16 protein-coding genes are annotated in these 25,406 nt (G+C 39.2%); all 16 read right to left on the bottom strand.

The window, feature by feature from the left end; all coding sequences use genetic code 11:
• Position 1 precedes the first annotated feature (1 nt).
• Complete coding sequence (gene gltX, locus EO117_RS01420; protein ID WP_126938744.1) at positions 2-1,441, bottom strand: glutamate--tRNA ligase; 1,440 nt, start codon at positions 1,439-1,441, stop codon at positions 2-4.
• Positions 1,442-1,444: 3 nt separating this feature from the next.
• A complete protein-coding gene (gene ispD, locus EO117_RS01415; protein WP_126938743.1) occupies positions 1,445-2,611 on the bottom strand; it encodes a 2-C-methyl-D-erythritol 4-phosphate cytidylyltransferase in 1,167 nt (388 codons plus the stop codon).
• A 12-nt stretch (positions 2,612-2,623) separates the two neighbouring features.
• A complete protein-coding gene (locus tag EO117_RS01410) occupies positions 2,624-3,763 on the bottom strand; it encodes a PIN/TRAM domain-containing protein (RefSeq protein WP_126938742.1) in 1,140 nt (379 codons plus the stop codon).
• Positions 3,764-3,849: 86 nt separating this feature from the next.
• On the bottom strand, positions 3,850-5,226 hold the full coding sequence (gene radA, locus EO117_RS01405; protein WP_126938741.1) for a DNA repair protein RadA: 1,377 nt from the start codon (positions 5,224-5,226) through the stop codon (positions 3,850-3,852).
• 72 nt (positions 5,227-5,298) lie between these two features.
• Positions 5,299-5,925: a uracil phosphoribosyltransferase gene (gene upp, locus EO117_RS01400; RefSeq protein WP_126938740.1), complete on the bottom strand. Its 627-nt coding sequence runs from the start codon at positions 5,923-5,925 to the stop codon at positions 5,299-5,301.
• A gap of 23 nt (positions 5,926-5,948) precedes the next feature.
• Positions 5,949-7,184, bottom strand: coding sequence for a serine hydroxymethyltransferase (glyA, locus tag EO117_RS01395; protein WP_126938739.1), 1,236 nt, complete (start codon positions 7,182-7,184; stop codon positions 5,949-5,951).
• Positions 7,185-7,361: 177 nt separating this feature from the next.
• Positions 7,362-9,014: a ShlB/FhaC/HecB family hemolysin secretion/activation protein gene (locus EO117_RS01390; protein WP_126938738.1), complete on the bottom strand. Its 1,653-nt coding sequence runs from the start codon at positions 9,012-9,014 to the stop codon at positions 7,362-7,364.
• A gap of 65 nt (positions 9,015-9,079) precedes the next feature.
• Positions 9,080-10,633: an immunity protein YezG family protein gene (locus EO117_RS01385; RefSeq protein WP_126938737.1), complete on the bottom strand. Its 1,554-nt coding sequence runs from the start codon at positions 10,631-10,633 to the stop codon at positions 9,080-9,082.
• Complete coding sequence (locus EO117_RS01380) at positions 10,633-18,462, bottom strand: DNA/RNA non-specific endonuclease (protein WP_126938736.1); 7,830 nt, start codon at positions 18,460-18,462, stop codon at positions 10,633-10,635. Before EO117_RS01380 ends, EO117_RS01385 begins: the two co-directional genes overlap by 1 nt.
• A gap of 125 nt (positions 18,463-18,587) precedes the next feature.
• The gene (locus EO117_RS01375; protein ID WP_164727457.1) at positions 18,588-19,679 is read right to left on the bottom strand and encodes a type II secretion system protein GspD; all 1,092 of its coding nucleotides are present in this window, start codon (positions 19,677-19,679) and stop codon (positions 18,588-18,590) included.
• Positions 19,680-19,871: 192 nt separating this feature from the next.
• Positions 19,872-20,603 (bottom strand): hypothetical protein, encoded by a 732-nt coding sequence (locus EO117_RS01370; protein ID WP_126938734.1) that lies wholly within the window; start codon positions 20,601-20,603, stop codon positions 19,872-19,874.
• A 19-nt stretch (positions 20,604-20,622) separates the two neighbouring features.
• Positions 20,623-21,603, bottom strand: a complete 981-nt coding sequence (gene galE / locus EO117_RS01365) for a UDP-glucose 4-epimerase GalE (RefSeq protein ID WP_126938733.1) — start codon at positions 21,601-21,603, stop codon at positions 20,623-20,625.
• A gap of 2 nt (positions 21,604-21,605) precedes the next feature.
• Complete coding sequence (locus EO117_RS01360) at positions 21,606-23,066, bottom strand: glucose-6-phosphate isomerase (RefSeq protein WP_126938732.1); 1,461 nt, start codon at positions 23,064-23,066, stop codon at positions 21,606-21,608.
• Between the two features lie 98 nt (positions 23,067-23,164).
• Complete coding sequence (locus EO117_RS01355) at positions 23,165-23,869, bottom strand: viroplasmin family protein (RefSeq protein WP_126938731.1); 705 nt, start codon at positions 23,867-23,869, stop codon at positions 23,165-23,167.
• 2 nt (positions 23,870-23,871) lie between these two features.
• The gene (gene ybaK / locus EO117_RS01350) at positions 23,872-24,360 is read right to left on the bottom strand and encodes a Cys-tRNA(Pro) deacylase (RefSeq protein WP_126938730.1); all 489 of its coding nucleotides are present in this window, start codon (positions 24,358-24,360) and stop codon (positions 23,872-23,874) included.
• A gap of 8 nt (positions 24,361-24,368) precedes the next feature.
• Positions 24,369-25,367: a nucleoid-associated protein gene (locus EO117_RS01345; protein WP_126938729.1), complete on the bottom strand. Its 999-nt coding sequence runs from the start codon at positions 25,365-25,367 to the stop codon at positions 24,369-24,371.
• Positions 25,368-25,406: the final 39 nt, after the last annotated feature.

Raw genomic sequence — 25,406 nt, 5'->3', positions numbered from 1 at the left:
CTTAGCCTAAACGGCGAAGTACCTTTTCTTTGCCAAATAAAGTAATAATATAGTTCAAATCTGGACCATGCATTTGACCTGTCGTAGCAATACGAATCGGCATAAATACAAATTTGCCTTTCAGTCCAGTTTCCTTCATAATCGCTTTAATAGCCGCTTTCACAGCATCTGGGGTAATCTCGTCCATAGCTTCAATTTTTTCTTTGAAAGCCCCAATCACTGTTGGATAGGTTTCTTCTGCTTTAACTGCAGCAATTTCTTCAGAATGTTCTGTATCTTCTACGATATCATCTTGGAAGAACATTCCTACTTCATCCACAATTTGGGCACCATAACTAATGTGGTCTTTCACGCAAGTACAAAGCATTGTGAGCCATGCTTGTTCTTCTGCAGATGGACTTTCACTAGCGTAGCCAGCTTTCACCAAATGAGGTAAACATAAGTTATACAAAGCTTCTGGTGTCAATTGTTTCATATAGTTAAAGTTGATATAGTTCAATTTGTCGATATCAAAAACAGCTGGATTTTTAGCTACTCGATTCATAGAAAATTGGTGTGTTAACTCTTCCATAGTGAACAACTCTTCTTCTCCTTCAGGAGCCCAACCGAGGAGTGCTAAAAAGTTCACAATAGCTTCTGGTAAATATCCTAGTTCACGATATTGGTCGACAGATGTTGCACCATGGCGCTTACTCATTTTTTTACCATCTTTACCCATGATTAAGGAGATATGCCCAAATGTTGGCACATCCCAACCTAATGCATTATAAATTACGATTTGACGTGGTGTATTCGATAAATGTTCTTCCGCTCGAATCACATGAGAAATTCCCATTGTATGATCGTCCACTACGACAGCATAGTTATAGACTGGAATCCCATCAGATTTTACAATGACAAAGTCTCCAATTCCATCGGATTCAAAGGATACATGACCACGTACCATATCATCAAAAGCGACTGTTTCATGCAATGGAACGCGTAAACGGATAGTTGGTTTACGACCTTCTGCTTTGTAAGCAGCTTTTTGTTCTTCCGTTAAATGATGACAATGTCCATTGTACTTTGGTGTTTCACCACGACGTAATTGGTCCTCACGAACAGCCTCTAACTCTTCTTGGGAACAATAACATTCGTAAGCATGACCAGATTCTAATAATTGTTTGGTCACTTGTTCATAAATATCTAATCGTTCTGTTTGACGATATGGGCCTGCTTCGCCCCCTACATCAACACCTTCATCCCAATCCATACCAAGCCACTTAAGAGCTGCCTTAATATTTTCTTCACTTTCACGAGTGGAACGAACTTGGTCCGTATCTTCTACACGCAATAAAAATGTACCAGCTTCTTTACGCGCTAACAAAAAGTTAAACAATGCGGAGCGAGCTCCACCAATATGAAATGGACCGGTTGGACTCGGTGCAAAACGAACTTTCATGAGTTATAACTCCTCTCTTTCATACATTGAAACAACAGCTTGTGCGGCTATACCTTCTGTTCTTCCCAAGGCACCTAACCCTTCATTTGTCGTTGCTTTAATACTAATTCTACTAAGTGGAATACCTAAATCCGCACTTAGATTTTTTTTCATCTCTTCAATATGAGGCTTCAATTTAGGAGCTTCCGCAATGACCATGATATCTGCATTGTAGATTCCAAAATTTGAGTCCTTTAATAATTGTACCACTTTTTCTAATAATAGCCTACTAGAAATCCCTTTGAAAGCATCATCTTCTGGGGGAAAATAATACCCAATATCTCGCATTCCGGCTGCCCCCAACATAGCATCCATAAGGGCATGAATCAATACATCCGCATCAGAATGCCCATCAGGGCCAATAGGGCTATCGATAGATACACCACCTAATACACAAGGTCGCCCCGCTTTGAAACGGTGGATATCATAACCATAACCAATTCGCATCATCGGTTCCACTCCTAAATACTTCTTAGCAATCACCACATCTTCAGGGACTGTTAGTTTAATATTTTTTCTATCCCCTTCCACAATGTGCACTGGCTTTCCTTGAAACTCAACTAAGGATACATCATCGGTTCCTTTATACCTGTGTTCTTCCGCATATACATAGGCATCTAATAACACAGCTGTTTGAAACCCTTGAGGCGTTTGCATTCCATATAATTCAGAACGTAGTAATGTTTCTTCTACATATCCTTCTGCATTCACTCGTTTTATCGTATTTACCACGGGAATAGCTGGCACCGCAGCTCCATATGCTTTAGCTCCCTCAACTACTCGATGAGCTAACTCCTTATTTGCCAATGGTCTTGCTCCGTCATGAACAAGTATGATTTCTGCTTCATTTGCTAACTGTGAAAGTCCGGCTGCTACAGAGTCTTGCCGTTCTGCTCCACCAATCACATATTGCACCATCCACGGTACCTGCATAGCTTCCACTTGTTCTTGAATAGACAATTGATCGTCTCCCGATACAACCACAATGACTTCTTCTAAGCCTTCCCATTGCTTCATATGATGTAAATTCCATTGTAACACTGTGTACTGTCCCAATGGCATACATACTTTATTCTCTGTATAGCCCATTCGGCGTCCTGCACCTGCAGCTAATAAGATACAACTGATCATGGCACTCCCTTTCTAGGAATTTGATTCCTCAACACGGGCAAAAATCATTCGTCCCGCACTGGTTTGTAATACAGAAGTAACTACAACATTCACCGTTTGATCCACATGGTCTACACCATTTTCTACAACAATCATGGTCCCATCATCTAAATAAGCAACACCTTGATGTGGTTCTTTACCAGCTTTCATAATACGTACTAGTAAGGTTTCACCACTCATCATTTTCGGCTTAATAGCATTTGCCAAATCATTTAGATTCAACACCTCAACTCCTTGCAAGGTAGCTACTTTATTCAGATTAAAATCATTAGTGATAAGCTTCCAATGTTTATCCATACTGAGGCGAATCAATTTCAAATCTACTTCGGACAAGTCTTCATAGTCAACATCTATAATTTCCATAGAATCTGTTAATTTTTCACGCATTGTCTGCAGTAAGTCTAAGCCTCGTCTACCTCGATTACGTTTCAAAGTGTCCGCAGAATCAGACAATTTTTGTAATTCTTCTAGCACAAATACAGGCACTATGAAAGGTCCTTCTAAAAATCCTGTATTCACAATATCTAAAATTCGACCATCAATGACAACCGATGTATCTAAGACCTTAGCAGAACAAGTTTGAGGTTGCGTTTCTTTTTCTTTTGGTTCTTTAATCGTTCTACCTTTGTTACGTCCCCCTCTAAAAGTATACGATACCATGGTTTTGTATAAGTCAGGTCCTTTATCCATCCCCAAACGAATCCCAATATATCCTAATACAGCACTGAGCACGATAGGCAAGTATGAGCCAATAATTGGAACACGCTCAAAGGCCATCCCAATTAAATTAGCAATAATGAGTCCAAATAATAATCCTATCGTGCCAGCTACTAGTTGTTGACTAGGCACCCGACTTAAAATACGTTCAATTTGTTTTGCTACTCTTAGACCTATACGTAAAATATACTTAGATACTAAATAACCGATAAAGGCAGCTAATAGGATACTTAGTGTATAGTACAATATCGTCATAGCAGAGATTCCAAATACTCCCATTTGCAGCATCTGTTCATCCCACACAGATACCATAAGTGTTGATAGTGCATCTGCTCCGACATACCCCATACTACCAAATAAGATAGCAATGGCATATCGCAATAATTTATAGATCATAAGGTCACCTCCTCTTTTTTATACCGCATGCTTTCCCGATGTATGATTCTAATAAATCATACATCCTAATGACTCTACACATAGGGCTAGAAAATATTTTTCATTACTTCTTGAATACTGGTAACACCTTGTATAGAGATACCTTCTTGTATTCCTTTCAACTGTTTTACATTACCAGCAGGAATCACAAATTGTTTAAATCCTAATTTCTTAGCTTCTGCAATTCGTTGTTCTATTCTTGGAATACTACGAATATTACCTGTCAATCCTACTTCACCTAAGATTACCATATCTGGAGGCACTGGCTTGTTTTTTAAATTAGAGATAATCGCCACTGCCATGGCTAAATCACATGCCGGTTCATTGACTTTTAACCCCCCGATAATAGTGACATACACATCTTTATTACCTAATGTAAAGCCACAGCGTTTTTCTAATACAGCTAGGAGCAAAATCAGCTTATTTAAATCATAACCAATCGCTGTTCTTCGTGGCATGCCAAAAGCTGTAGAGACCACTAAACTTTGTACTTCTACTAGAATAGGGCGTACCCCTTCTAGGTATGCCATGATAGCAGATCCCGTTTCTTCTTCTGACCGCTCAGCTAATAGAGTAGCTGATGGATTGAGGAGTTCACCTAAGCCTTCCTCTTCCATGGTAAAGAGACCCGATTCAGAAGTAGACCCAAATCGATTTTTGATACCCCGTAAGATACGGAATTGATAGGACCGTTCTCCTTCAAAATACAATACTACATCCACCATATGTTCTAACATACGAGGCCCTGCGATGGTACCATCTTTGGTAACATGTCCAATGATGATGACTGGAATATCTTGGTCTTTTGCAAAGCGTAACAGTCTAGCCGTACATTCACGAACTTGACTGACACTACCCGGTGCTGATTCTACAGATCCTACATACATAGTTTGGATGGAGTCAATGACAAGTAGCATTGGTTGACTTCGTTTGGCTTCATTCAATATGGTATCTAAATTAGTTTCTGCCTGCACTAATAGATTAGAAGAATTGATACCTAGTCGATGAGCTCTCAACTTTAACTGCATATCTGATTCTTCTCCAGATGCATATAAAACTTTACCTGACTCTTCTGCAATACGACCAGACACTTGTAACAGTAAAGTAGACTTACCAATACCTGGATCCCCACCAAGCAAAATCAACGCACCTGGTACAATACCACCGCCAAGAACACGGTCAATTTCTCCATATCCAGAAGTAATTCGAGCAATGGCTCCTACTTCAATTTCTGTCAGAGCCTTGGGCTTGTTGTCTTCATCTTGCACCGGGCGATAAGACGCTACATGTTTTGTTTTAACTTCCGGTTGCAGTTCTTCTTCCACTGCAGTATTCCAAGCACCACAAGCGGTACAACGTCCAAACCATTTCGATGACTCATTACCACATTCTGAACAGAAAAAAACTGTTTTCTTTTTTGACATACATATCCCTTCTTATAAAAATAATGCGCGTTACTACTAAAGAAACGCGCATTACTCTTCGGACAACACCGTTTATTTCGTACCGAAAATACGATCACCCGCATCACCAAGACCAGGTAAAATATATCCATGGTCATTTAATTTTTCATCTAATGCAGCTACATAGATGCGTACGTCAGGATGCGCTTTATTCACAACTTCTACACCTTCTGGGGCTGCTACTAAACACATTAGTTGGATTTCTTTTGCACCTTTTTCTTTCAATAAAGAAATCGCTGCTGCTGCACTACCGCCTGTTGCCAGCATTGGATCTGTCACGATAATGCGGCGTTCAGCTAAATCAGATGGTAATTTGCAATAGTATTCCACTGGTTGCAATGTTTCAGGGTCACGATACATACCTACATGACCTACCTTTGCCATTGGTATTAATTCTAACAAACCATTCACCATACCCAAACCAGCACGAAGGATAGGTACGATACCCAATTTTTTACCTGCAATTTGTTTACCAATTGTTTTCACCAAAGGAGTCTGTACCTCTGCATCTTCTAATGGTAAATCGCGTGTGATTTCATAGCCCATTAACAAAGCGATCTCTTCCAATAACTGGCGGAAATCTTTTGTGCCAGTATCTACGGAGCGAATTAACGTTACTTTATGTTGAATCAAAGGATGTGTCATTACATTTACGTTCATTTTATTTACTTCCTTTTTATTAATTACGCATACATTGGATATGTTTCACAAAGCGCTGCTACACGTTGTTTAGCTTCTGCTAATACAGCCGTATCTTCGGGATGTTTCAATACTGAAGAAATAATGCTTGCAATTTCTTTCATATCTTCTGCATGTAAACCTCTAGTTGTTAATGCTGGTGTACCCAAGCGGATACCAGAAGTAACAAATGGACTTTCAGGATCGAATGGAATCGTATTTTTGTTACAAGTAATACCCACTTCATCCAATACATGTTCTGCTACTTTACCAGTTAAGCCAACAGTGCGTAAATCTACTAATAATACATGTGTATCTGTACCACCAGACACAATAGTAAACCCTTCTTGTTGTAACGCTTTTGCTAATGTTTGGGCATTCACAATCACTTGTTTTGCATATTCCTTAAATTCTGGTTGTAACGCTTCACCAAACGCTACTGCTTTAGCAGCGATAACATGCATCAAAGGGCCGCCTTGAATACCAGGGAAGATAGATTTATCAATCGCTTTAGCATATTCTTCTTTACACATAATCATACCACCACGTGGTCCACGCAATGTTTTATGTGTAGTAGTAGTTACAATATCAGCATACTCCACAGGGTTTGGATGCAATCCTGCTGCCACTAATCCAGCAAAATGTGCCATATCTACCATAAAAATAGCGCCTACTTCATGGGCAATATCTGCCATAGTTTTGAAATCAATTTGACGGGAGTATGCACTGCCACCACCGATAATCATTTTAGGTTTATGCTCTTGAGCGATTTTACGCATTTCATCATAATCAATGCGACCTGTTTCTGCATCTACGCCATATGGAATAATATTAAAATACTTACCAGATACATTCACTGGAGATCCATGTGTTAAATGTCCACCATGGGATAAATTCATTCCCATAATAGTGTCGCCTGGCTCTAATAAGGCAAAGTACACGCCAAAGTTTGCTTGAGAACCAGAATGAGGTTGTACATTCACATGTTCCGCGCCGAATAGTTGTTTCGCTCTTTCAATAGCCAATGCTTCTACCATGTCGACATATTCACATCCACCGTAATAACGTTTATGTGGATATCCTTCTGCGTATTTATTTGTCAATACGCTACCTTGTGCTTCCATCACAGCTTGAGACACAAAGTTTTCCGATGCAATCATTTCTAATTTGTTGCGTTGACGACCCAACTCTAATTCAATCATTTCTTGAACTTTTGGATCTTGCTGTTTTACATAGCTCATGGTAACCTCCTGTGAAAGAAACATTTCAATCTACCCTTTATTATAGTAATAATCCCCACCTTTTGCAAGGCAATTTACTACCCCCTCAACAAAACTTAGGAGCCATCAAATAATTAAACTAACTACATCTTCCTATTATATATTGCCATCTCTATAAGGAATGCTTACCTCAGATATTTATAATGCTACACTCATCTGTATTCCTAGGACTCGATGTGGCACTGTAAAACCGTTTGGTACTTGTAACGATGTGGCCAAGAATATATTATAGTTAGCACTTCCATAGTGTCCTTTCATGCCAATGGCTCCGCCCCATAGTTCTGTACCCAATATATCTTCCGTAGATTTTCCGTACACTTTACCATAATCTAAACCTACATACACTGTATGATTCTGATTCAGTGATACATCCAAGGTGTTCCGTACATAGAACCCTCGTTCTGCGGCTAGATTTCTATCTCCGGTAAAGCCACGCACAGTATACCATCCACCGATAGTAAAGAACTCACTACTGTACAGCTTACTATTCGTATACTGTCTTTTCGCTTCCATTGTATAGGTAGCTTTTCGATTCCAAAGAGTCATTGTACGATGATAGTTCACTTTCCCCGTATATATATGATATTGTGTGGTAGCTTCTCCTAAATAATCGGTAGGTCCAGGACTAGCCCACCAAGGAACACCTCTTTCATATTGCACCAACCAATCTAAACTTCCATTCTTGCTATACCGCTTTTGATGTATTCCTATGGACCAAGACGTGGTGTTTCTCCGTTGCACATCAATTTCACTACTATTAATAAAAGAATGCCTTGTCTTATGTGTAAGACCTTGCACTAATTCTGTAATCTGTTGACTGTTTCTGTGCAATACATGTTTCCATCGTAATTCATCACTAGTAAAGTTACCGCTAGAAATAAATGGTTTAATGGCATAGGCAACCCCTTGTTGATAGTCTGAATTAGAATGGCTAAGGGTAATGCTATCATATCCAATAGGTAGTTGGTATGATACATAATTTGATGTGCTTGTATTAACACTATCCGAGTGTCTAGTTTTAGTTAAGCTATAGTACAAGGTATCACTACGATCTAATGGTCTAGCTACTGTGATGGACATATTTCCTTGCAAGTGCCCTGTCCCTTCATTACCAAAATTATCAAATCCAGTGTTGATTTCTACTTTAGACTTATTTTCTATCTGAAATACGACAATAGATGTACCTAACTGACTTCCAGGTTGTAACTGTACCTTAGCCTTCTGATGGGGTACTGTATTTAAATTATCTACAGTTTGTTCTATCTTCCGTATGTTTAAGATATGCCCCTTATGAAAGGCTAATGCATTGGTATAATTACCTTTTACACCCTTAAATTGTATGTCTTCCACGGTTCCTACCAGTAAGGATAAGCGAAGTGTGCCACTCCCTATATTTTGAGGCTCCATATAGACCTTAGAGGTAACGTAACCTCTATCTAGTAAAGCTGCATTAAGTTCCTGCAACAAGGTATTAATGGTTTCTACCCCATACGATTGATGTTCTTTCTTAGCCACCATCGTTTGCAGAAAACTAAACTCTGGTGGAACCTGTGAAAGTTCAATATGATGAATTAAAAATTCTGGCTCATCATTCGATAGTTGATTTACCTTTTGATGTACTATTCCCTCTGTAAGAACTGTGAAAGCCGGTGCTTCCTTTTGTTCCACATGAGATATAGAACGTTCCATCTGGTCTAACAGTTTACCTTGCTCATCTATAGTATTGGCATAGGTACTATAATTGACAACACCCATAGACAAAAGTGCGAGTGCTAAGATGACTTTTCTCATGGTAATACCTTTCTAAATATGTTCAATCAAATATTCTCCCCTGTACAATACTATACACCTTCTTATTAAAATTTTGCATATTCATTTTCTGGTACAATAGTTGCTATCTTGTCTTCAGGCAAGTTAGGACTCTTAATTCCTAATTTTTCATAAGACCATAGGTCAAAGAGTTCATTGTCATAGGTTTGCTCTGCTAATACATCGTAACCAAAGTTAGTAGAAATATGTCGCTCTTCATCTAGCATATAGGAGAACACCGTCCACGGCTCAAGATGGCATGCAATAAATGCATTTCGCATGTGATTCGACCATAGTGCTAGTTGTTCCATCGTAGCATCATAAGTCGCCTTAGAAACCACCTTCCGATCTACCATCTCTTCAAAAGTAAGGTATTCGCCGTCGACAATGATATATCCTAGTTGACGGCATACCGTTCCATCATTCTCTACATATAGGTATACTCGATGATATGTACCTGGCAAGATAGAATACAAAATATCGTAACTATTTTGAAGATATTGTGGAATCAAATCGTGAATATCTTCTCCTGTAAATTCTATAGCTGGATCTACACTAGCCACTTCTTCTTCCTCCTCTTGAATAAACTGAGACATATCTATGTGCATAGTCCCTGTGATACATCCCTCATACGGTGCTATTGCATGCGTGTGCAAAGGTTTCCCATCTGGGGAAAAATACCGCTTTTCCCAGGCATTTAGCAAAGCTAGTTCATCAGTAAAATTATCTTCTGTGACATTGTCATATACATAAGAGAGTTCGCCTGTGGAAATATTAAATATACAATCTAATGATGTATATTTTTTTCCTAAAATTGTATGCATACTATTAAACTCATCAGACCAGTCCCAATAAAGAGCTGCCACTCTAAAATCATTAATACCAGCAAATTTTGATTGTATATTTCGTTCTTTAATCCATGTATTATCCGCATACTCAATATAGATATTTAATTTTTCCTTATTACAAATTGTATCCAAATGAAAATACATGTTTTTGCAGTCCTTAGAAATAAAATCTCTCAAATAAATTTCTTTTTTCTTAATTATGTTATTCAAAATGTTAACTAAATTAATAGTATCAAGCCTATTCTTGAGTATTTTTTCTGGAATGATATTTAGTTGTTTTACTAAACTAGATACTTCAGAGTACCAAAAAACACGACTTGTAAGTCCTATCTTTCTATACTCCCAGATTACTCTTGGTGTAGTGAAATATTCATACTCTAATGGAAGTTCATGATAATATATTTGACTATTTCCATTGGAATCCAGTTCTAACTCAACAAACTCCAAAAGACAATCCTCTTCATTCTCTTCATTTGCTATACTACTATAAGCACTATGTGCTATTTCTCCTAATTTTACCCCTAAATCTGAAATATTTTTTCTAGTATAGTTAGAAATTATAAATAAATCATTTTCAACTATAAAAGAATCATCATCATATACGACTATAAAACTGCTCGTATATGATATTGAACTTACTTCAGCATAAACTAATATCTTTGACCAATTGCCAGGGATACATGTATCGCCTAGTTCTCTGGTTGCCTGTATTAAACTTTTTTCCATCAGCAACTTTTTTTCTTCTGCAAACATTATGCGCCTCCATTTAAAAAGCTTTCTGTCGCTTTTTCTTTATCAATAACATAATTTACATTAAACTTTATTGGTCTTTTATTTGCTCCATCATATACTATATCTATCGTTACTTGCACTTCCTTTCCTTCTTTCAATGCTTTTTGCCATTGATTTTCTACTTTTCTATATTTACTAGTATTCACAATTTTATCCATAGCAACTAGATTATCTAATTCTCCTGATCCACCAAAGATTCTAGCTATCAGATGCCCACCATGGTCGTTTGGTAATCGGTCTTCATAACCTGCTTTTAATTGATCTCCGTTATTTCGTACACCATCTTCTAATCGCAAATTACCTTGGGCAGCCTTTATACGCCCTAATTCATCGGTTTGGTAATAATATCCTTTACTCTCATATACAATATTCTCTTTTAATTCTCTTGTTTTCGTACCCGGTTTATATTGCTCACCATTCCGATAAATATCTGGACTATCAGCTAAGCTTGTTGTGTTTGTAGTAGGACTTACCGTTTCAGGAATAGATTTTTTAGGAGATTCTTTTCCGTTAATTTCTACTTTTTTATTAGCCTTTGTATCCTTAGCTATCACTTTAGCTTCTTTTCCAATAGATTCTACTTTATTTTCAACAGCATTTAGCTTATTTATCTTGATTAGAGTTTCTTCTTCATCAACAATATTCCCCATAGCAACGGCAGTTTCAAATGCTTTTTCGAACTTAACGCGTTGAGGTGTATATTCCATTATCTTAGATACTTGACTTAAAAACTTAACCTTAGAGAGTTTTATCTTATCTGGACTTAATAAAATACTTGCTACTATTTCCGTAGCTTGACCTAACAAGACTCCTATTCTCTTATTATCATTACTAAATGCAGTCCGATACATTTCATTAGTTATCTGCGATAATTGTTCTCTATACTGTTGCATATTAGAAGCCTGACTTAAATTTTCCACTAATTTCTGTATATCATGTATCACGCCAAGTGGATTAAATATTAATTCTTCTAAAAACTCTTTTTGCCCTTCTATATCACTTTTTAAAGCATCGCCAAAGCCTTCTCTAAAACCACCTAAAAACTCTCTAACATGTTTACTCTGAATAGCATCACCTAAAGGCACTCCCTTTTCATCGGTCGACTGTAAACCTAATTCGTTTGCTAAGATAGCATCATACCCTGTATAAATGATAGCCTTTTTACCGTTATTATCCTTTACACCAACTTTCTGGATTTTAAAATCCCCATATATTGGGTCTAGTCTTCCTTTAACTTTATTAACTTGATAATCTTGTCCAAGACCATTTTTATCGGCCACCCACACAATATATAGATCTGGTAAATCTCTAATCGAGACTTCTTCCTCTTCTCCATTATTTAGTATACTAAATTTTACATTTTCAATATCCTTTAACTCTATAGGTTCCTTATTAGCTACTTTGGTTTGTAATGCCCCTATCAACTGTACTGTGACTTCTCCATTATATCTTCTACGAGGTCCATAACTATTCCACTTCGTTCCAGCTTGTGCAATGCTAGCACCTTCTAATCCACTGCCACCTAATAGCTTATCTACGGTATAGCCAAGGCTAGCAGATAATAATTGTGCCCTTGCTGGGTGATCCTTTGCTAGTTTGCTTATAGATTGTATCAACGCTTCATTGAGTCCACCAGATATGGCTCCAGTTGTAGGATTTCCTTTTACAATAGCTGATGTAATGGCACCAGATAGTGCATGCAATGCGACCTTTTCAGGTGAACCATCTTCATAAATTCGTTGTCCTCTTGCATCTCTCATTTCACCAAATCTATGAATCGCTTCATTCATATACTTGCTGAATAGTTTAGCTGTTTCTTGTCGTTCTGCAATACCTTGCTTATCAAAAATAGCAGATAATGTATGTAGTGAATCTTCTGTGTTTCTACGGATAGTATTGAGATTTACCTCAGGCTGCTCCACTTCTAGCACTCCTTTAGCGATTGCTGAATAGGTTGTGCTATTAGATATTCCTTGTTCCCCAGGCATAATCGTAGGTACCAATCCAAGTTCGTTATATTGCTTACTGCTTTTTCCAATCGTTGGATCCGCTAGGTACGACACTCCCTTAGACCCATAGGTATACTTCGCCCTATTCTCCATATCCTTCATAACTAACTGTTTTGTTTTCAGTGTATTCGTATCTGTTTTACTAGCTAACAGAGCCCCTTCTAATGTGGTTGTGTTGCCTACGGATATGTTGAATCCTGTACTACCTGCATAGAGTCCAGACTGGTGAATCACAGAGGTGTATTTGCTATCTATATCCGTCCGTTGCAAGGAACCTTGTAACGAGTTAAATGCTCCCTTTTTAGATAGGCTAAGACTCATGCCACCTGATGTAGTATGGTCTGTATAATCATGTGTATCCTGTACAGAGTGAATCTCTAAATTACCACCAATATTTGCTTGGATAGCCTCCCCTTTAAGAACACCATCTTTGATATGTACATCCTGTTTTGTAGTCAGTGCAAGGGCATTCGTTGCACGTATCTTCGTAGGGTCATGGACTATATCTGTACCAGCTATATTTCCTTTACTACCACTGGCATTGACGGATATATCGGAGAATCGGTGTTGTAATACATCATAAGAAATACCAAGAGATCCTTGTTTCTGTTTCATACTCTGGGTCATCTCAGAAGTCGTTTCTTTGCCCTTCACATAGATACTGTTCGCAGAATCTAAGGTAATGTCCTTGCCTTGTACATCGCTTCCTTCTATGCGGATATCATCCTTCTTAGCAGCAATACGAATATGTCCATCGGATACAACGGTCGATCCTTTTGCTATCTTACTATCTACATTCGTAGAAGCTTCGCTTCGTTCTGTGCCTAAAGATAGATTGAGGTGTAAACTCTTGGCTTGGTCTTTCAGTTTAGATTTTTCTATAGATGTCTTAGCATCGTCATAGGTTTTGTAGGCTAATAGGGCTTTCAATCGTTCGTCTTTTACAGAATTTGCTCGTGTGAGTGTACCTACTGCATTGGTTGTAGTATCTACTAAGCGATTCGACAAAGAGAGAGTAAGCCCACTTTTAGAAAATCTATGTGTTTCTCCTGTATGGGATGTGGTATACCCATTGCGGATTGTTACGCCAGAGCCTTGAACCTGAATATCCCCTTTCGATGCTACATCACTAGCTTCTACTTGTGTAGATCCTGTAGCCCCTAAGGTGACAGAACCAAAGCGACTTCCAATCACACTGCCTTTGGCTACACTGCTCTTAACATCATAGGTATCTACTTGTCTTTGTGTACCAATGGTAAGGCTAAGACCGCCATTACCAAAGATACCAGATTTACGTACTTCCTCACGATGAGTGGCACCAGATTCTTCCTGTGCTGATGTAATGGTCAAATTGCCTGCACTCGTAACCGTAACATCAGTATCCCCCACTATATGACTGGCTTTAACTAGTACGTCTTGCTTACCATCTACCTTAACCGTACCGCTGGAAATCGTAGAGCCTACTACCGTATCTGTTCGTCTATGGTCATAGATATCCCTTGTAGTAGATGACAAGAACCCTCTATCTTTTTGATGTACCTCAGATACTATTTCATGGCGCTCCGTACCATGTGCAATAGAGACTCGACCTGCTTGCACATCTACAAGGCCCGTTTTACTATGTATAGTGCTTGCTTTCATGGATACATTGTTATCCATACGCACCTTAACACCAGTCTCGCCTTCAATGGTCGCTCCTAGATTCTGTTCTTCTATGACCATCTTACGGTTGAAATAGTCACTACCTCTAGCACCTACTGCTACATCTGACAAAGTTCTATCTGTTACATTCGTAAGGGTTAGAGAGTTCCCGCTAAGGTCCACAGTGTGTCCCATCATACGGGAGCCTTGTAAGGTGATCTCTCCCCCTTGGACTTGCACCGTATGTCCTTGTACGGTACTTCCTAGGTACTTAGTGGACTCTAAGGTCACTCCACTACCTATATAGCGATTTTGTAAGGCACGAGCAGAAACTTGTATATCTTTCCCTGCTAGGCTGACCGTACTATTTCCATGTATAGTAGCACCTACAGAACGTATAGTATCCCCTTGGATATGGATACCGCCGTCACTAGTGATACTAGCATTTCCATGCGCTGTATCTTGTCGACGTCCAAACGAAGTGTTACTTGTTACTTGTGTTTCGTTACGGATGTCCTTTCCTTCTATATGTACACCATCTTTACCATGTATACGACCCGAAATATTTTTCAAGATATCTGTGCGTATAGACACTAGATTGCCATTCATAGACCCACTGAGGTTTCGGACATGATTCCCTGTAATGGACAGAGAGTCCTTAGCTTGTATGCTGCCCGTATTATCTACTTTTTGGCTTATTACCTGCACATCTTTACCTAAGACGATACTACCATCTTTGCGCAAATCTCCAGGTTGTAACAGGCTGTTAGGAATCCCTGAAAGTAAAGACTGATCATGACCTGTATATTTTGTAAGGGTATGACCACCTTGACGGAGTTCTTCTTTGGCGATTTCTTGATCTTCGTATCCATTGCGTAATCGAGTATACACTCGTTCTGGGTCTGCTTGTAATCTAGTAACCATATAGTCACTAGACAAAAATTGCTTTTTATCTGTATATAAGGGATTCTCTTCTACCTTAGCTACGGCAAGGGGCTCCGTCGTCATGTAGAGTTGTTTTGATGGTTCCAACACGGGGGTCACTAATTTAGAAATATCTGTAAGTGCCACCGCAGTTTCAACTTTTTTATCTCGCACCGCATAGGCTGTTCCATCTGCCTCAAGTGTTGTATTGGTAAATTCATTAGACTGGATGCTCGTAGTTCCGTGACTGCCTAATACAGCAATACGTTCACTAGATGGACTACTTTCAGCATCAAAGATTTCATGATGTTCATAAGGAATATCTGTATGTCCATAGACCCACTTTTTATGTTTCCAAAAGCGTTTTTTCTTTTTATACTTCCAGTAATGTCTATCTCGGCCTATATCATCATAATGAACTGTCCCTTGATAGCCTGTGTTAGTAACAGAATCTGCCGTAACTTGTAAGCCATCCTTCGCCATAATCTGGCTATATGTATTTTGCACAGTTTGCCCTGTAATATGGATGGTACCATCACTCAGTATTCTAGATGTGGCAGTTTCTTCTTCTATGGTACCTGTATGAATCGTTCTATGGTATTTTCTATCTGCCTCATAATAGTTAGGCTGGTCTAGATATGGTATGCCCTCATACTTATCTTCTTCTGAAATGGTCCACCCAGTCTTAAACACATCCTTATGGTTTTGTATCTTAGGGGCTTTGATAGTGAGATTACCCTTGACAATGACATCTGAAGACCTATTTTCAAAACTCTCCATTCCTAGTACATAGGCATTGCCTTTTATATACATATCTGAGCCAAAGTAAGACCCACTGGTATTGATGTTCCGAATATGACGACCTTGCACACGCAAATTACCTAGCACATGCCACAGTCCACCGGTGTTCGTCACATCCTCTTTCATATCTATCTCTGCATCGTTTTTTGCAAAGAGAATGCCCTTAGTATTGGCAAAGGTATTCCCTTGTATCTGCAGGGTATCCTTCGCAATGATGGCGCCCGTATTTATATTTTCTACATTGCCTACGCCTAAGTCCATCACACCGTGACTGACCACATGGGACGCATCGTTCTCTAACGTATCTCCCGTGATATGCACACTAGTACCAGCTTCTAATACAGAGGAATTACTATTACGAATATGGTTTGCTGAGATATGTACATTCTGATTTGCCTTCATAATGCCCTTATCTTGTACAAGCTCATTTCCAGCAAATTGGAGCGTATCTTTGCTTTCTACAAACCCTGCATTGAGCATTGTTTTGGCAGATATATGCATGGTATCTGCCGCAATATTTCCTGTATTCTCTAGGGTCTCTGTGTCAATACGAAGGTGATGACCCCATAGTTCACTGCGGCGGTTACGGAGGCGATCACTACTAAAAGTACTATCTATCTGTTGTCCCCCATATCCCTTTCCTACGATATCTATATAATCTTTCCCTTGCAGGGTCATATGAGTGCCATTGATTACACCCAATCCATTGACGGTCATACCATTAGGATTCACAATGACTACATCTGCTGGATTTCCTGCCACTTCTATATATCCCTTCAAAATAGATGGACTCGTAGAAGTGACCTCATTGATGATTGTCTTAGCTCCATTCCCAGCTAAGAACATATTTTTATCTATGTAACCAGCTAACTGAGTTTTTGTGTATTTCGTAGCATTATTAAGAATAAGGCCTCGCTCTTTCACATTAAACTGTGTATATGCATTGTGAGAAACACCGTCTCCATCAACACCGGCAATGTGTAGGATGTCTATGCCATTCCGCGTCGTATCTAGGATCGGTTGACGATTCTTAGGAGCATTTACATCTACAGTAATGGGTAACTCTTCTTGTGTATCCTCTACCACAACCTTGCTAGGTATGTGTGGGATAGGTTGTATAGTCGGTGTATGTAAAGGATTCTCTAGTGTTGGTTTTAGGATATCTACAGGTGTTTCCGGTGTAGGTGTTTGCGATTCTATATGCAATTTATCTTTTGATACTACTTGTATATGATTCCGATCTACTTCTACCTGTTTCCCACGTACAGTGATATCCCCAGACTGAGAGCGCATGCCTCCTTGATACACAATAGAGTCTGTACCTTGGATAGTTAGATTATCTGCGCTGGAAATCACTCCCTGTCCACGTAGATTAGTAATATTGGCCTCAATCTGTTTTCCTTGTAGGTTTCCATCGTTGGTCAGAGTACCGCTTTGTATTGTCACAGTTTCATCGCCCACTATGGTGCCATGATTATGTAAGTCTTGGCTACGAATTTCCAATTCTTTAGCACTGTGAATGCTAGTAGGCTCTTGCTGTGAACCACCTTGCTCGATGGTGAGATTTCCTGCTGTGTCAATGTGTAGGGTGCCCGCTATGGCATCGATAGAGCCACTGATATTAACTCCAACTCCCGTTTCTGTACCGATTAAAGAAATGGTATTTCCATACATGCCACCAAGAGCCCCTACATCTAAGGCAACCCCCGTAGGTGTACTTTCCCCAGATTTCATGGCTGTTACAGTTCCATCCGAATAGTTCACTGTATTACGTCCTGTGACAGCACGAATCGTATCTTGTGCCACCACATCTGCATTGATACGTATCGTCTTTGCTAATAGGTCTACCTTTGAAATAGGGGTATATGAGTTAGCTCCACTTTGTTCTGTAGGTGCATTGATGCCTCTTGTTACCTCAATATTTCCTTTCTCAATAACAAAGTTTTCTAACTGACCATCTACCATATGGGGAATACCTGTGGTAAATGTAGCTTTTGGGGTGTTGATAAAATGAACGCCTTTGATAGATATCCCGTTTGGATTGGCAATGACCACCTCCGCAGGCTGTCCTGCTACTTCAAAAGTTCCTGCTAACTGTGATGTAGAAGTCCCTACTACTTCGTTGACAATAAGGCTCGCAGGCTCTCGTAAGTTAGGGTTTGCATTTACAGGACCAATCTGAGTACTAACTGTAGGTGTAGTGGCGTTGTTAAAGATAGCCCCCGTATCTGTAGAAAAGGACTCATACCGATTATGGGATACACCATGGGTCGGACTTGCAATCTGTATAACGGGAACAGCCTGACTATTGTCCACCATTACCTCATGACTGACAATCCCCTGCGCCGCATAGGTCCCTAATTGCAAAGACAACGTAATCCATAACGTTAAGAGTTCTTTTCTTTCTTTTTTCATATCAATACCTCTATTACATAACGATCATACCTATAAAATCCGATATGTTCTATGCTTTTATCTTATCATATTGATAAGGCATATTGAAATAGTGAATGAGTATATATGGCATTTTACCTTCTTATTTACTGAATTACCTTAGCAGTAACTAAAATGTATAGCTCTACTTCATCTTTCGTTTTACGACTATGTTGAAATAGTTTTCCAAAAAGTGGAATATCTCCCAAGATTGGCACCTTTTGCCATTGATGTATGGTACGTCGATCCATTAATCCACCAATGACCAAAGTTTCTCCATCAGGTATACGTACTCTCGTTTTTGCTTGCCGTGTGGTAATACGATAGGCTTTCATTTCAGGAACTAGGGTAGGGTTACTCACTTCGGCTTCTACAATGGTATCAATGTGATTTCCTTGTAATACATAAGGTTTACATCGCAATCGTATACCTGCCTCTTCATAGCGAATGCTCGTTCTCGATACTCCATTTTGAATGGACTCTACTGTTACCGGCACGCGTTCACCAATTAGAATAGTCGCTTCCTCCCCATTAATAGCCACAATACTAGGTCTTGCTATCAGTGCCATACGGCTACTTCCTTCTTTAGCAGATACTTCAGGGTGCGCTAAAAACGAGTATGATGTTCCCTTTGGAATATGACCAATATGTACATTCCCTTCCACACCTGACTCAGACTTTCCATGCATGGACAGCCCTGAACTTTGCAGCCCAGGGAATGACCATTGTACCCCCAGTTCTTTTGCATAGCCTTTTTCCATAGCTAACACCGCCACATCTAACTGTACTTGTTTTGGTGCGGTATGCCAAGATCGAAGTAATTTTTCTACTTCTAAAATTTCATGAACCGTTCCATAATAGATGACTTCGTTAGTGCTTGGTATTACTTGTATATGTTCTTTAGGTACGACGGACTGAATAAGATTGCTCAATTCTTCAGGGGTGGACGACTCCGCTACAATTCGTCGTACATGTCGACGTTCTTTTTCTTCGTGGCGACCTTCTACAATAAATGTTCCACCCTCTTCATACACTAAAAAACCTAACTGTGATCCCAATTTGTTAATAGCCTCTCTCCCAGAGCTTTCTTCTACTTCTAAAGTAACCTTTCCATCTAATGTATCTAACCCTACCACTGAAAGTTTCTCTGTTCTTGCTATGGTTTGCACCAATGTTCGCAAAGGCATATCTTTGGCCATAATATGTACTGCTCCTACAGGGAAAGTTCCTAAGACTATCAGTATCAAAGCATATGCAATTCCCCATCGATATATAGATTGATGGATAGGAATTACTATACTCCTTCTAACATATTTTAATATTCTAATCCACATACGAATCTCCTTTCTTTCTGTTTCGAGCTCTTACTCCGCATAGTTTGTATCCCGCCTTTATTCTATCCATTGAACAGAACCATTCACTTGAATTTGTACCCTTGCATCAGTAATCGTATACACCTGCACACCATCAACTACATCTCCTTCATACACAGTATGAGTGCTTCCATTAATATCTAACACAGCTACGGGCGCCTCCCCTTGTATAATCCCCAACAATTGCACTTGTATCTCTTTTACAGGTTTTACCTCATGTCTCTCATGCCTGTTTCTACCCGTATCATTACCATAGGATTGTACGGTGTATCCTTCTACACTATTTTTATTACCTTTTCCATTCATGTTATCCATAATAATCTTTTCTGCACCTATTACGGCTGTCGGAGTATCTCTCGTTAATTCCTTTGAAAACGTATCTAGTAAAGGATAGGGTCGCACTACATTCCGTATAGGAAAGATAAGTTTACCCTTATCTGTGTCTTCCTCTAGAGGAGAACTTTTTTCTTGTTTACGCCCTTTATGTTTTTTATCTCCATTTACTAATTTAATTTTGTCATCTTCTCCTCCCTTATCCACTTTTACATTTTTATTTTGTCCTATTACATCACTTTTACGATGGGCTTGCACAGGACTTTCTAATCGCTCTACTTCTGACCATGCCGACTCTCTCCAACCAAGATAGCAAATGAGGCACAATAAAACGGTCGCCCCGAAAACGAGACGACCGTGTGTGCGTATATACTTCATTATGCGATTGTAGAGGTCTTGCGTAGATGAAACTTTCATCATGCCCTCCCATATACGATTAATATCCTTCCGGATGTAATTGATGCCAATTCCAAGCATCACGAATCACTTCTTGTACTGTACTATGAACTGGCTTCCAACCAAGTTTAGCATGAATTTTTTCAGAGGATGCAATCAGCGTGCCTGGATCTCCAGCACGACGTTCACCGTAATCAACACGGAAATCGACACCTGTTACTTCTTTAGTAGCTGCCACGATTTCATTCACACTGAAACCATTGCCTGAACCTAAGTTAAACACATCGGATTCACCACCATGATATAGGTATTCCATAGCTAAAATGTGTGCGGAAGCTAAATCATTTACATGTACATAATCACGTACGCATGTACCATCTGCTGTATCATAGTCTGTACCAAATACAGTGATGGATTCACGCTTACCCAAGGCTGCATCAATAATAAGTGGAATTAAATGTGTTTCTGGTGTATGATCTTCACCAATTTCACCAGATGGATCCGCTCCTGCTGCATTAAAGTAACGCAGTGCTACAAATTTAAATCCATAAATTTTGCTATAGTCACGCAGCATATCTTCAATCATCAATTTTGTACGGCCATACACATTGGTGGGATTCCATTTTGCATCTTCCATAATAGGTACTACTTCTGGTTCCCCATAGACAGCTGCCGTAGAGGAGAATACCAATCGATTCACTCCATGCTTACGAGCTGTTTCTACTAATCGGTAGGAACCTACTACATTATTTTCATAATAGATAGATGGATTTACCATAGATTCCCCAACTTGAGAATGTGCTGCAAAATGCATAATGCCATCAATTTTATGTGTATCCAGAACCTCACCTAATGCAGGATTTGTAATATCCATTTCATAGAATGGTACTCCTGCAGGGATTGACTCCTTATGGCCTCGAGATAAATTATCCACAATCACTACTTGGTGACCTGCACCTAATAAGGCACGTACTGTATGGCTACCAATATACCCTGCGCCACCTGTCACTAAAATATTCATTCTTACTTCTCCTGTGCTTTTGAAAGTTTAGGTCCTAACAATTTTTTATATACTTCTACGCCTGGTTGATTGAAAGCATCTACCCCTGCTAATTGACCTTCAAAGTAGATGGCCCAGCACATAGTAAACATCAATTCTCCCAAATGGAACGCATTCATCGTTGGAACTTGATAGGTGCCATTAAATCGTCTATCGCTTGCTAAGGACTCTGCATTAGATGCTAGTGCTGCACGATTGATAAAGCCTAAATCAAGGCCTGCCAGAGCTTCAAGTTTACTGTATTGATCATACATATGTGGTACTGTTAAAGATACGTGCCAATTTTCTACATCGACGAAAGATACAACTTTATCATAACGACCTTCTTGATGTTCCTGTGTTTGGGCATGCATGTCTGTAGTACCTACTGCCACAATTGGAGTACGACCATAGTGTCCAGATTTATCATCTTTCTCTTTACCTAAGGATTCCGCTAGTAACTGTACATACCATTCAGATAAGGATTTCAAACGATCTGCATAAGGCATGAACACTTCAATATGACGACCATATTGTTCAGAACCAATATATTTTAATACAGCACTCAGTAAAGCTGGATTTTTCCAAACATCTTGCTCTTGAGCTGCTATATCCGCTGCTTTAGCACCTTCTAAATAGGCATGAATATCAAAACCTAATAAAGCTCCTATAACCAATCCTACTTCTGAGAACACAGAGAATCTGCCACCAATACCATCTGGTACAGCAAAGATAGAGTCTCCCCAACCTTCTGCAACGGCCAACTTATGAAGTAATGTTTCTTTTTCATCATCTCTAGGATCTGTTACTACTAACACTTCATAATCGATCATTGCCACTTCTAGGGCTTCTTTCACAATCATAAAGTTCGTCATTGGTTCAATGGTAGAGCCAGATTTAGAAATTAACACCAATAATACTTTATACTCATTAGGCACATGAGCATGGTCCTCTAAAAATTGTTGCTCTTTCCATTCTCTTTGTAATTGCTTGATTAACTCTTGGGTACGTACAGGGTCAACATTATTTCCACTGAAGTACATACGTGGGCAATGATTACGTTCTTCATCACTCATGGAGTTCCAAAACTCCCCACAATATACATCAAATAATACTTTACCACCTAGGAATGAACCGCCAATACCAAAGCTTACTACAGTACTGACTTTTTTATTTCTTAAAGCATCTAATCTAGCCATCACTGTAGGATTATTAATATGCCCTTCTACCACATATGGTAATTGTGGGAAAAGTACTAATTCAGGTTCTCCATCTTTGGATAGATGGCCTTTCACAACACCATGATGACGCGTTTGTTCCGCTGCTGCTAAAGCATCAGAAATAGCAGTTCCTAAGTTTGTTACATCTGCTTCTGTCACTCCACCAGGCAACATCATATTTGTATAATCATAAACAAAACCAGAGTCTAATTGAATACGTTTCATAGTTTCCTCCTATGTACAGTATGATTGTAATTGTACTTTTATTGTACATCAAATCACGGAGAGATTAAAGGAATTTTACAAGAAATTTCCTACCAGTGTTATTTTAGTACAGTTCCTTTCTTTGCCAATGCATCTGCACGGTCATTGTAGGCAATACCAGAGTGAGCTTTTACCTTATGAAAATCAATACGAATTTGTTTGCTAGCTTCTTTCATTCGTTTTGCATAACTCGTTGTTAATGGATTATTTGTTTTCCATCTACCTGTAGCCCACATTTCAATACCCATATAATCATAATAAAGAGAGCATGAGGTATACCCATGGTCTAGTGCATAGTCCACCACATGAAGTGCCGCTAATAATTCCCCAGATACATTCCAATAGGCCACATGATTAGGTTCTGTACTGGAAAGAGAAAACTCTACTTCTTTTGTACCAAGAAGGATAACCCCTCCAGAGCCAACCACACCTTTTCGCTTATCAAAACTACCGTCGATAAAAGCGCGCACTTCACAAGGGTCCGATTCCACCATTTGATGTATGTCATCCGTCTGTGTCTTAAGATATTCCCCTAGGCTCATTTTTTTAGAAGTCCCAACCGATGTTTTCTTTGCCCCACGTTGTTTGGCAATCGAACTATTATCTATATTTACGTTGCCCAAATAGGCTTTTGCCTCTGTTTCCGTAGGAAATGATTTATACTGCGCACCAGGAAAGCCTTTGACTTGCACTTCACAGTCAGACCAAGTCACGTAGATTCCTGGATTGTGTCCTACTCGAACAGCATAATATTTCTTTGCCATATTTACCCCATCGTCAGTGGCGCTACAGTGCCACCTACTACGTCTACTAATGATTTTGGATTGACTTTCACTTGCATTCCTCTAAGGCCTGCACTGACATAGACCATAGGAATGGAGCTAATACTATCATCAAAATAAGTAGGAAATGCTTTTTTCATCCCTAATGGTGAGCAGCCCCCACGTAAGTATCCCGTTAACGGTAATAAATCTTTTACCGCTATGAGTTCTACCGATTTATTTCCACTCACGCGTGCCGCTTGTTTCATATCCAATTCCCCTTCTACAGGAATACAGAATACTACATGACCTGTTACATTGCCTTTACCTACAAGTGTTTTAAATACTTGTTCTGGCGGAATATGCAAAGATTCAGCTACATGTATACCGGCACCACGTTCTTCTGACCATTCGTAGGTAAACACTTCATAGTCAATATGGTGAGTATCTAGTATACGTAATGCATTTGTTTTTTTATGTCCTTTTTTACTCATAAGACCCCCTATTTGTTGGTAATCTTTGAAATATTTTTTAATTCAATACGTAAAGTACCATTTTCATTTGTCGAAATTTCTATAAACTCACGATCATTCATATATTCTACTGGAAATGAAAGTTCAATACCCGTATCGGTTTTAATTTTATGTTGTTTTCCCACTTTAGTCGCATAGGTCCGACTCACCGGCAATGGTTCAAGTAGATTTTCTTCTGCTAATTCCTTGATAGCAGCTTCCCGTTGAATAGGATTCGTATCAAATACTTGTTCAATAATATGAAGTGCTTCTAGGGTGTCAGATAGTTCCGCATTCTTAGCAAGTAATTCTTTTGTTTTTGCCATAGCAGCCACACCATCTTGCTCATGAGCTTTAGAAATTCGATCTACCACAGTGCGCACTTTTTTCACTGTATCTTTAGAAGATGGATGTGTGGTAACTTGAAAGATCCGTTCTTCCAAAAAGTACATTTTCTCTCCATCATATTCACCTTTCGGTTCAAAGAGACGAATGGATAAATCAGAAAGTTTAATACTTGCAAAGGCATATAATTTTTGTGTCACTGTTGGTAAAACCACACGATGTTCTACTAACTTTGTAGCCAAGGAACCATCTTCTTCTGAGTAAAGTTGATGCGTATACCCATCATGGGCTTTGCAAAGTAAGATGCAAAGGTAGTCTTGTTCCCCTTTGGCTTCACAGACAATCATATCGAGCACACAAGGATCCATCGCTTGTGCCATATACGTAAATAAGGTATCTCCCAAGTCTTTTCCAAAGTCTACTAAAGATACTTCTTTATTCTCTAGTTGTTTTACCTTTCTCCCCCACGGTGTTTGGTCAGATATATATCCGGTTCGTGCACTAGGATCTTGTAATGCTTTCATCACATGCATTTCAAGATAGCTTTGTATTTCTGGTTCAGTAATATCCATAGGATGATCTGAATAGGCCGACATAGATGATGTAAAGTCAAAGACTTCCAATACAGCTGCATTAATTTGCATAATTCCTCCTCAATAACAAAGAGCTTTGCCTTCGCAAAG

Origin of the sequence: Veillonella sp. VA142, assembly GCF_003992135.1 — a bacterium.
Classification (GTDB): domain Bacteria; phylum Bacillota; class Negativicutes; order Veillonellales; family Veillonellaceae; genus F0422.
This window is presented reverse-complemented; position numbering and strand designations above follow the sequence as displayed.

Coding starts and splice junctions, on each gene's coding strand:
- gltX (WP_126938744.1), bottom strand. CDS start 1,441: ATGAAAGTTCGTTTTGCACCGAGTCCAACCGGTCCATTTCATATTGGT.
- ispD (WP_126938743.1), bottom strand. CDS start 2,611: ATGATCAGTTGTATCTTATTAGCTGCAGGTGCAGGACGCCGAATGGGC.
- EO117_RS01410 (WP_126938742.1), bottom strand. CDS start 3,763: ATGATCTATAAATTATTGCGATATGCCATTGCTATCTTATTTGGTAGT.
- radA (WP_126938741.1), bottom strand. CDS start 5,226: ATGTCAAAAAAGAAAACAGTTTTTTTCTGTTCAGAATGTGGTAATGAG.
- upp (WP_126938740.1), bottom strand. CDS start 5,925: ATGAACGTAAATGTAATGACACATCCTTTGATTCAACATAAAGTAACG.
- glyA (WP_126938739.1), bottom strand. CDS start 7,184: ATGAGCTATGTAAAACAGCAAGATCCAAAAGTTCAAGAAATGATTGAA.
- EO117_RS01390 (WP_126938738.1), bottom strand. CDS start 9,014: ATGAGAAAAGTCATCTTAGCACTCGCACTTTTGTCTATGGGTGTTGTC.
- EO117_RS01385 (WP_126938737.1), bottom strand. CDS start 10,633: ATGTTTGCAGAAGAAAAAAAGTTGCTGATGGAAAAAAGTTTAATACAG.
- EO117_RS01380 (WP_126938736.1), bottom strand. CDS start 18,462: ATGAAAAAAGAAAGAAAAGAACTCTTAACGTTATGGATTACGTTGTCT.
- EO117_RS01375 (WP_164727457.1), bottom strand. CDS start 19,679: ATGGCCAAAGATATGCCTTTGCGAACATTGGTGCAAACCATAGCAAGA.
- EO117_RS01370 (WP_126938734.1), bottom strand. CDS start 20,603: ATGAAAGTTTCATCTACGCAAGACCTCTACAATCGCATAATGAAGTAT.
- galE (WP_126938733.1), bottom strand. CDS start 21,603: ATGAATATTTTAGTGACAGGTGGCGCAGGGTATATTGGTAGCCATACA.
- EO117_RS01360 (WP_126938732.1), bottom strand. CDS start 23,066: ATGAAACGTATTCAATTAGACTCTGGTTTTGTTTATGATTATACAAAT.
- EO117_RS01355 (WP_126938731.1), bottom strand. CDS start 23,869: ATGGCAAAGAAATATTATGCTGTTCGAGTAGGACACAATCCAGGAATC.
- ybaK (WP_126938730.1), bottom strand. CDS start 24,360: ATGAGTAAAAAAGGACATAAAAAAACAAATGCATTACGTATACTAGAT.
- EO117_RS01345 (WP_126938729.1), bottom strand. CDS start 25,367: ATGCAAATTAATGCAGCTGTATTGGAAGTCTTTGACTTTACATCATCT.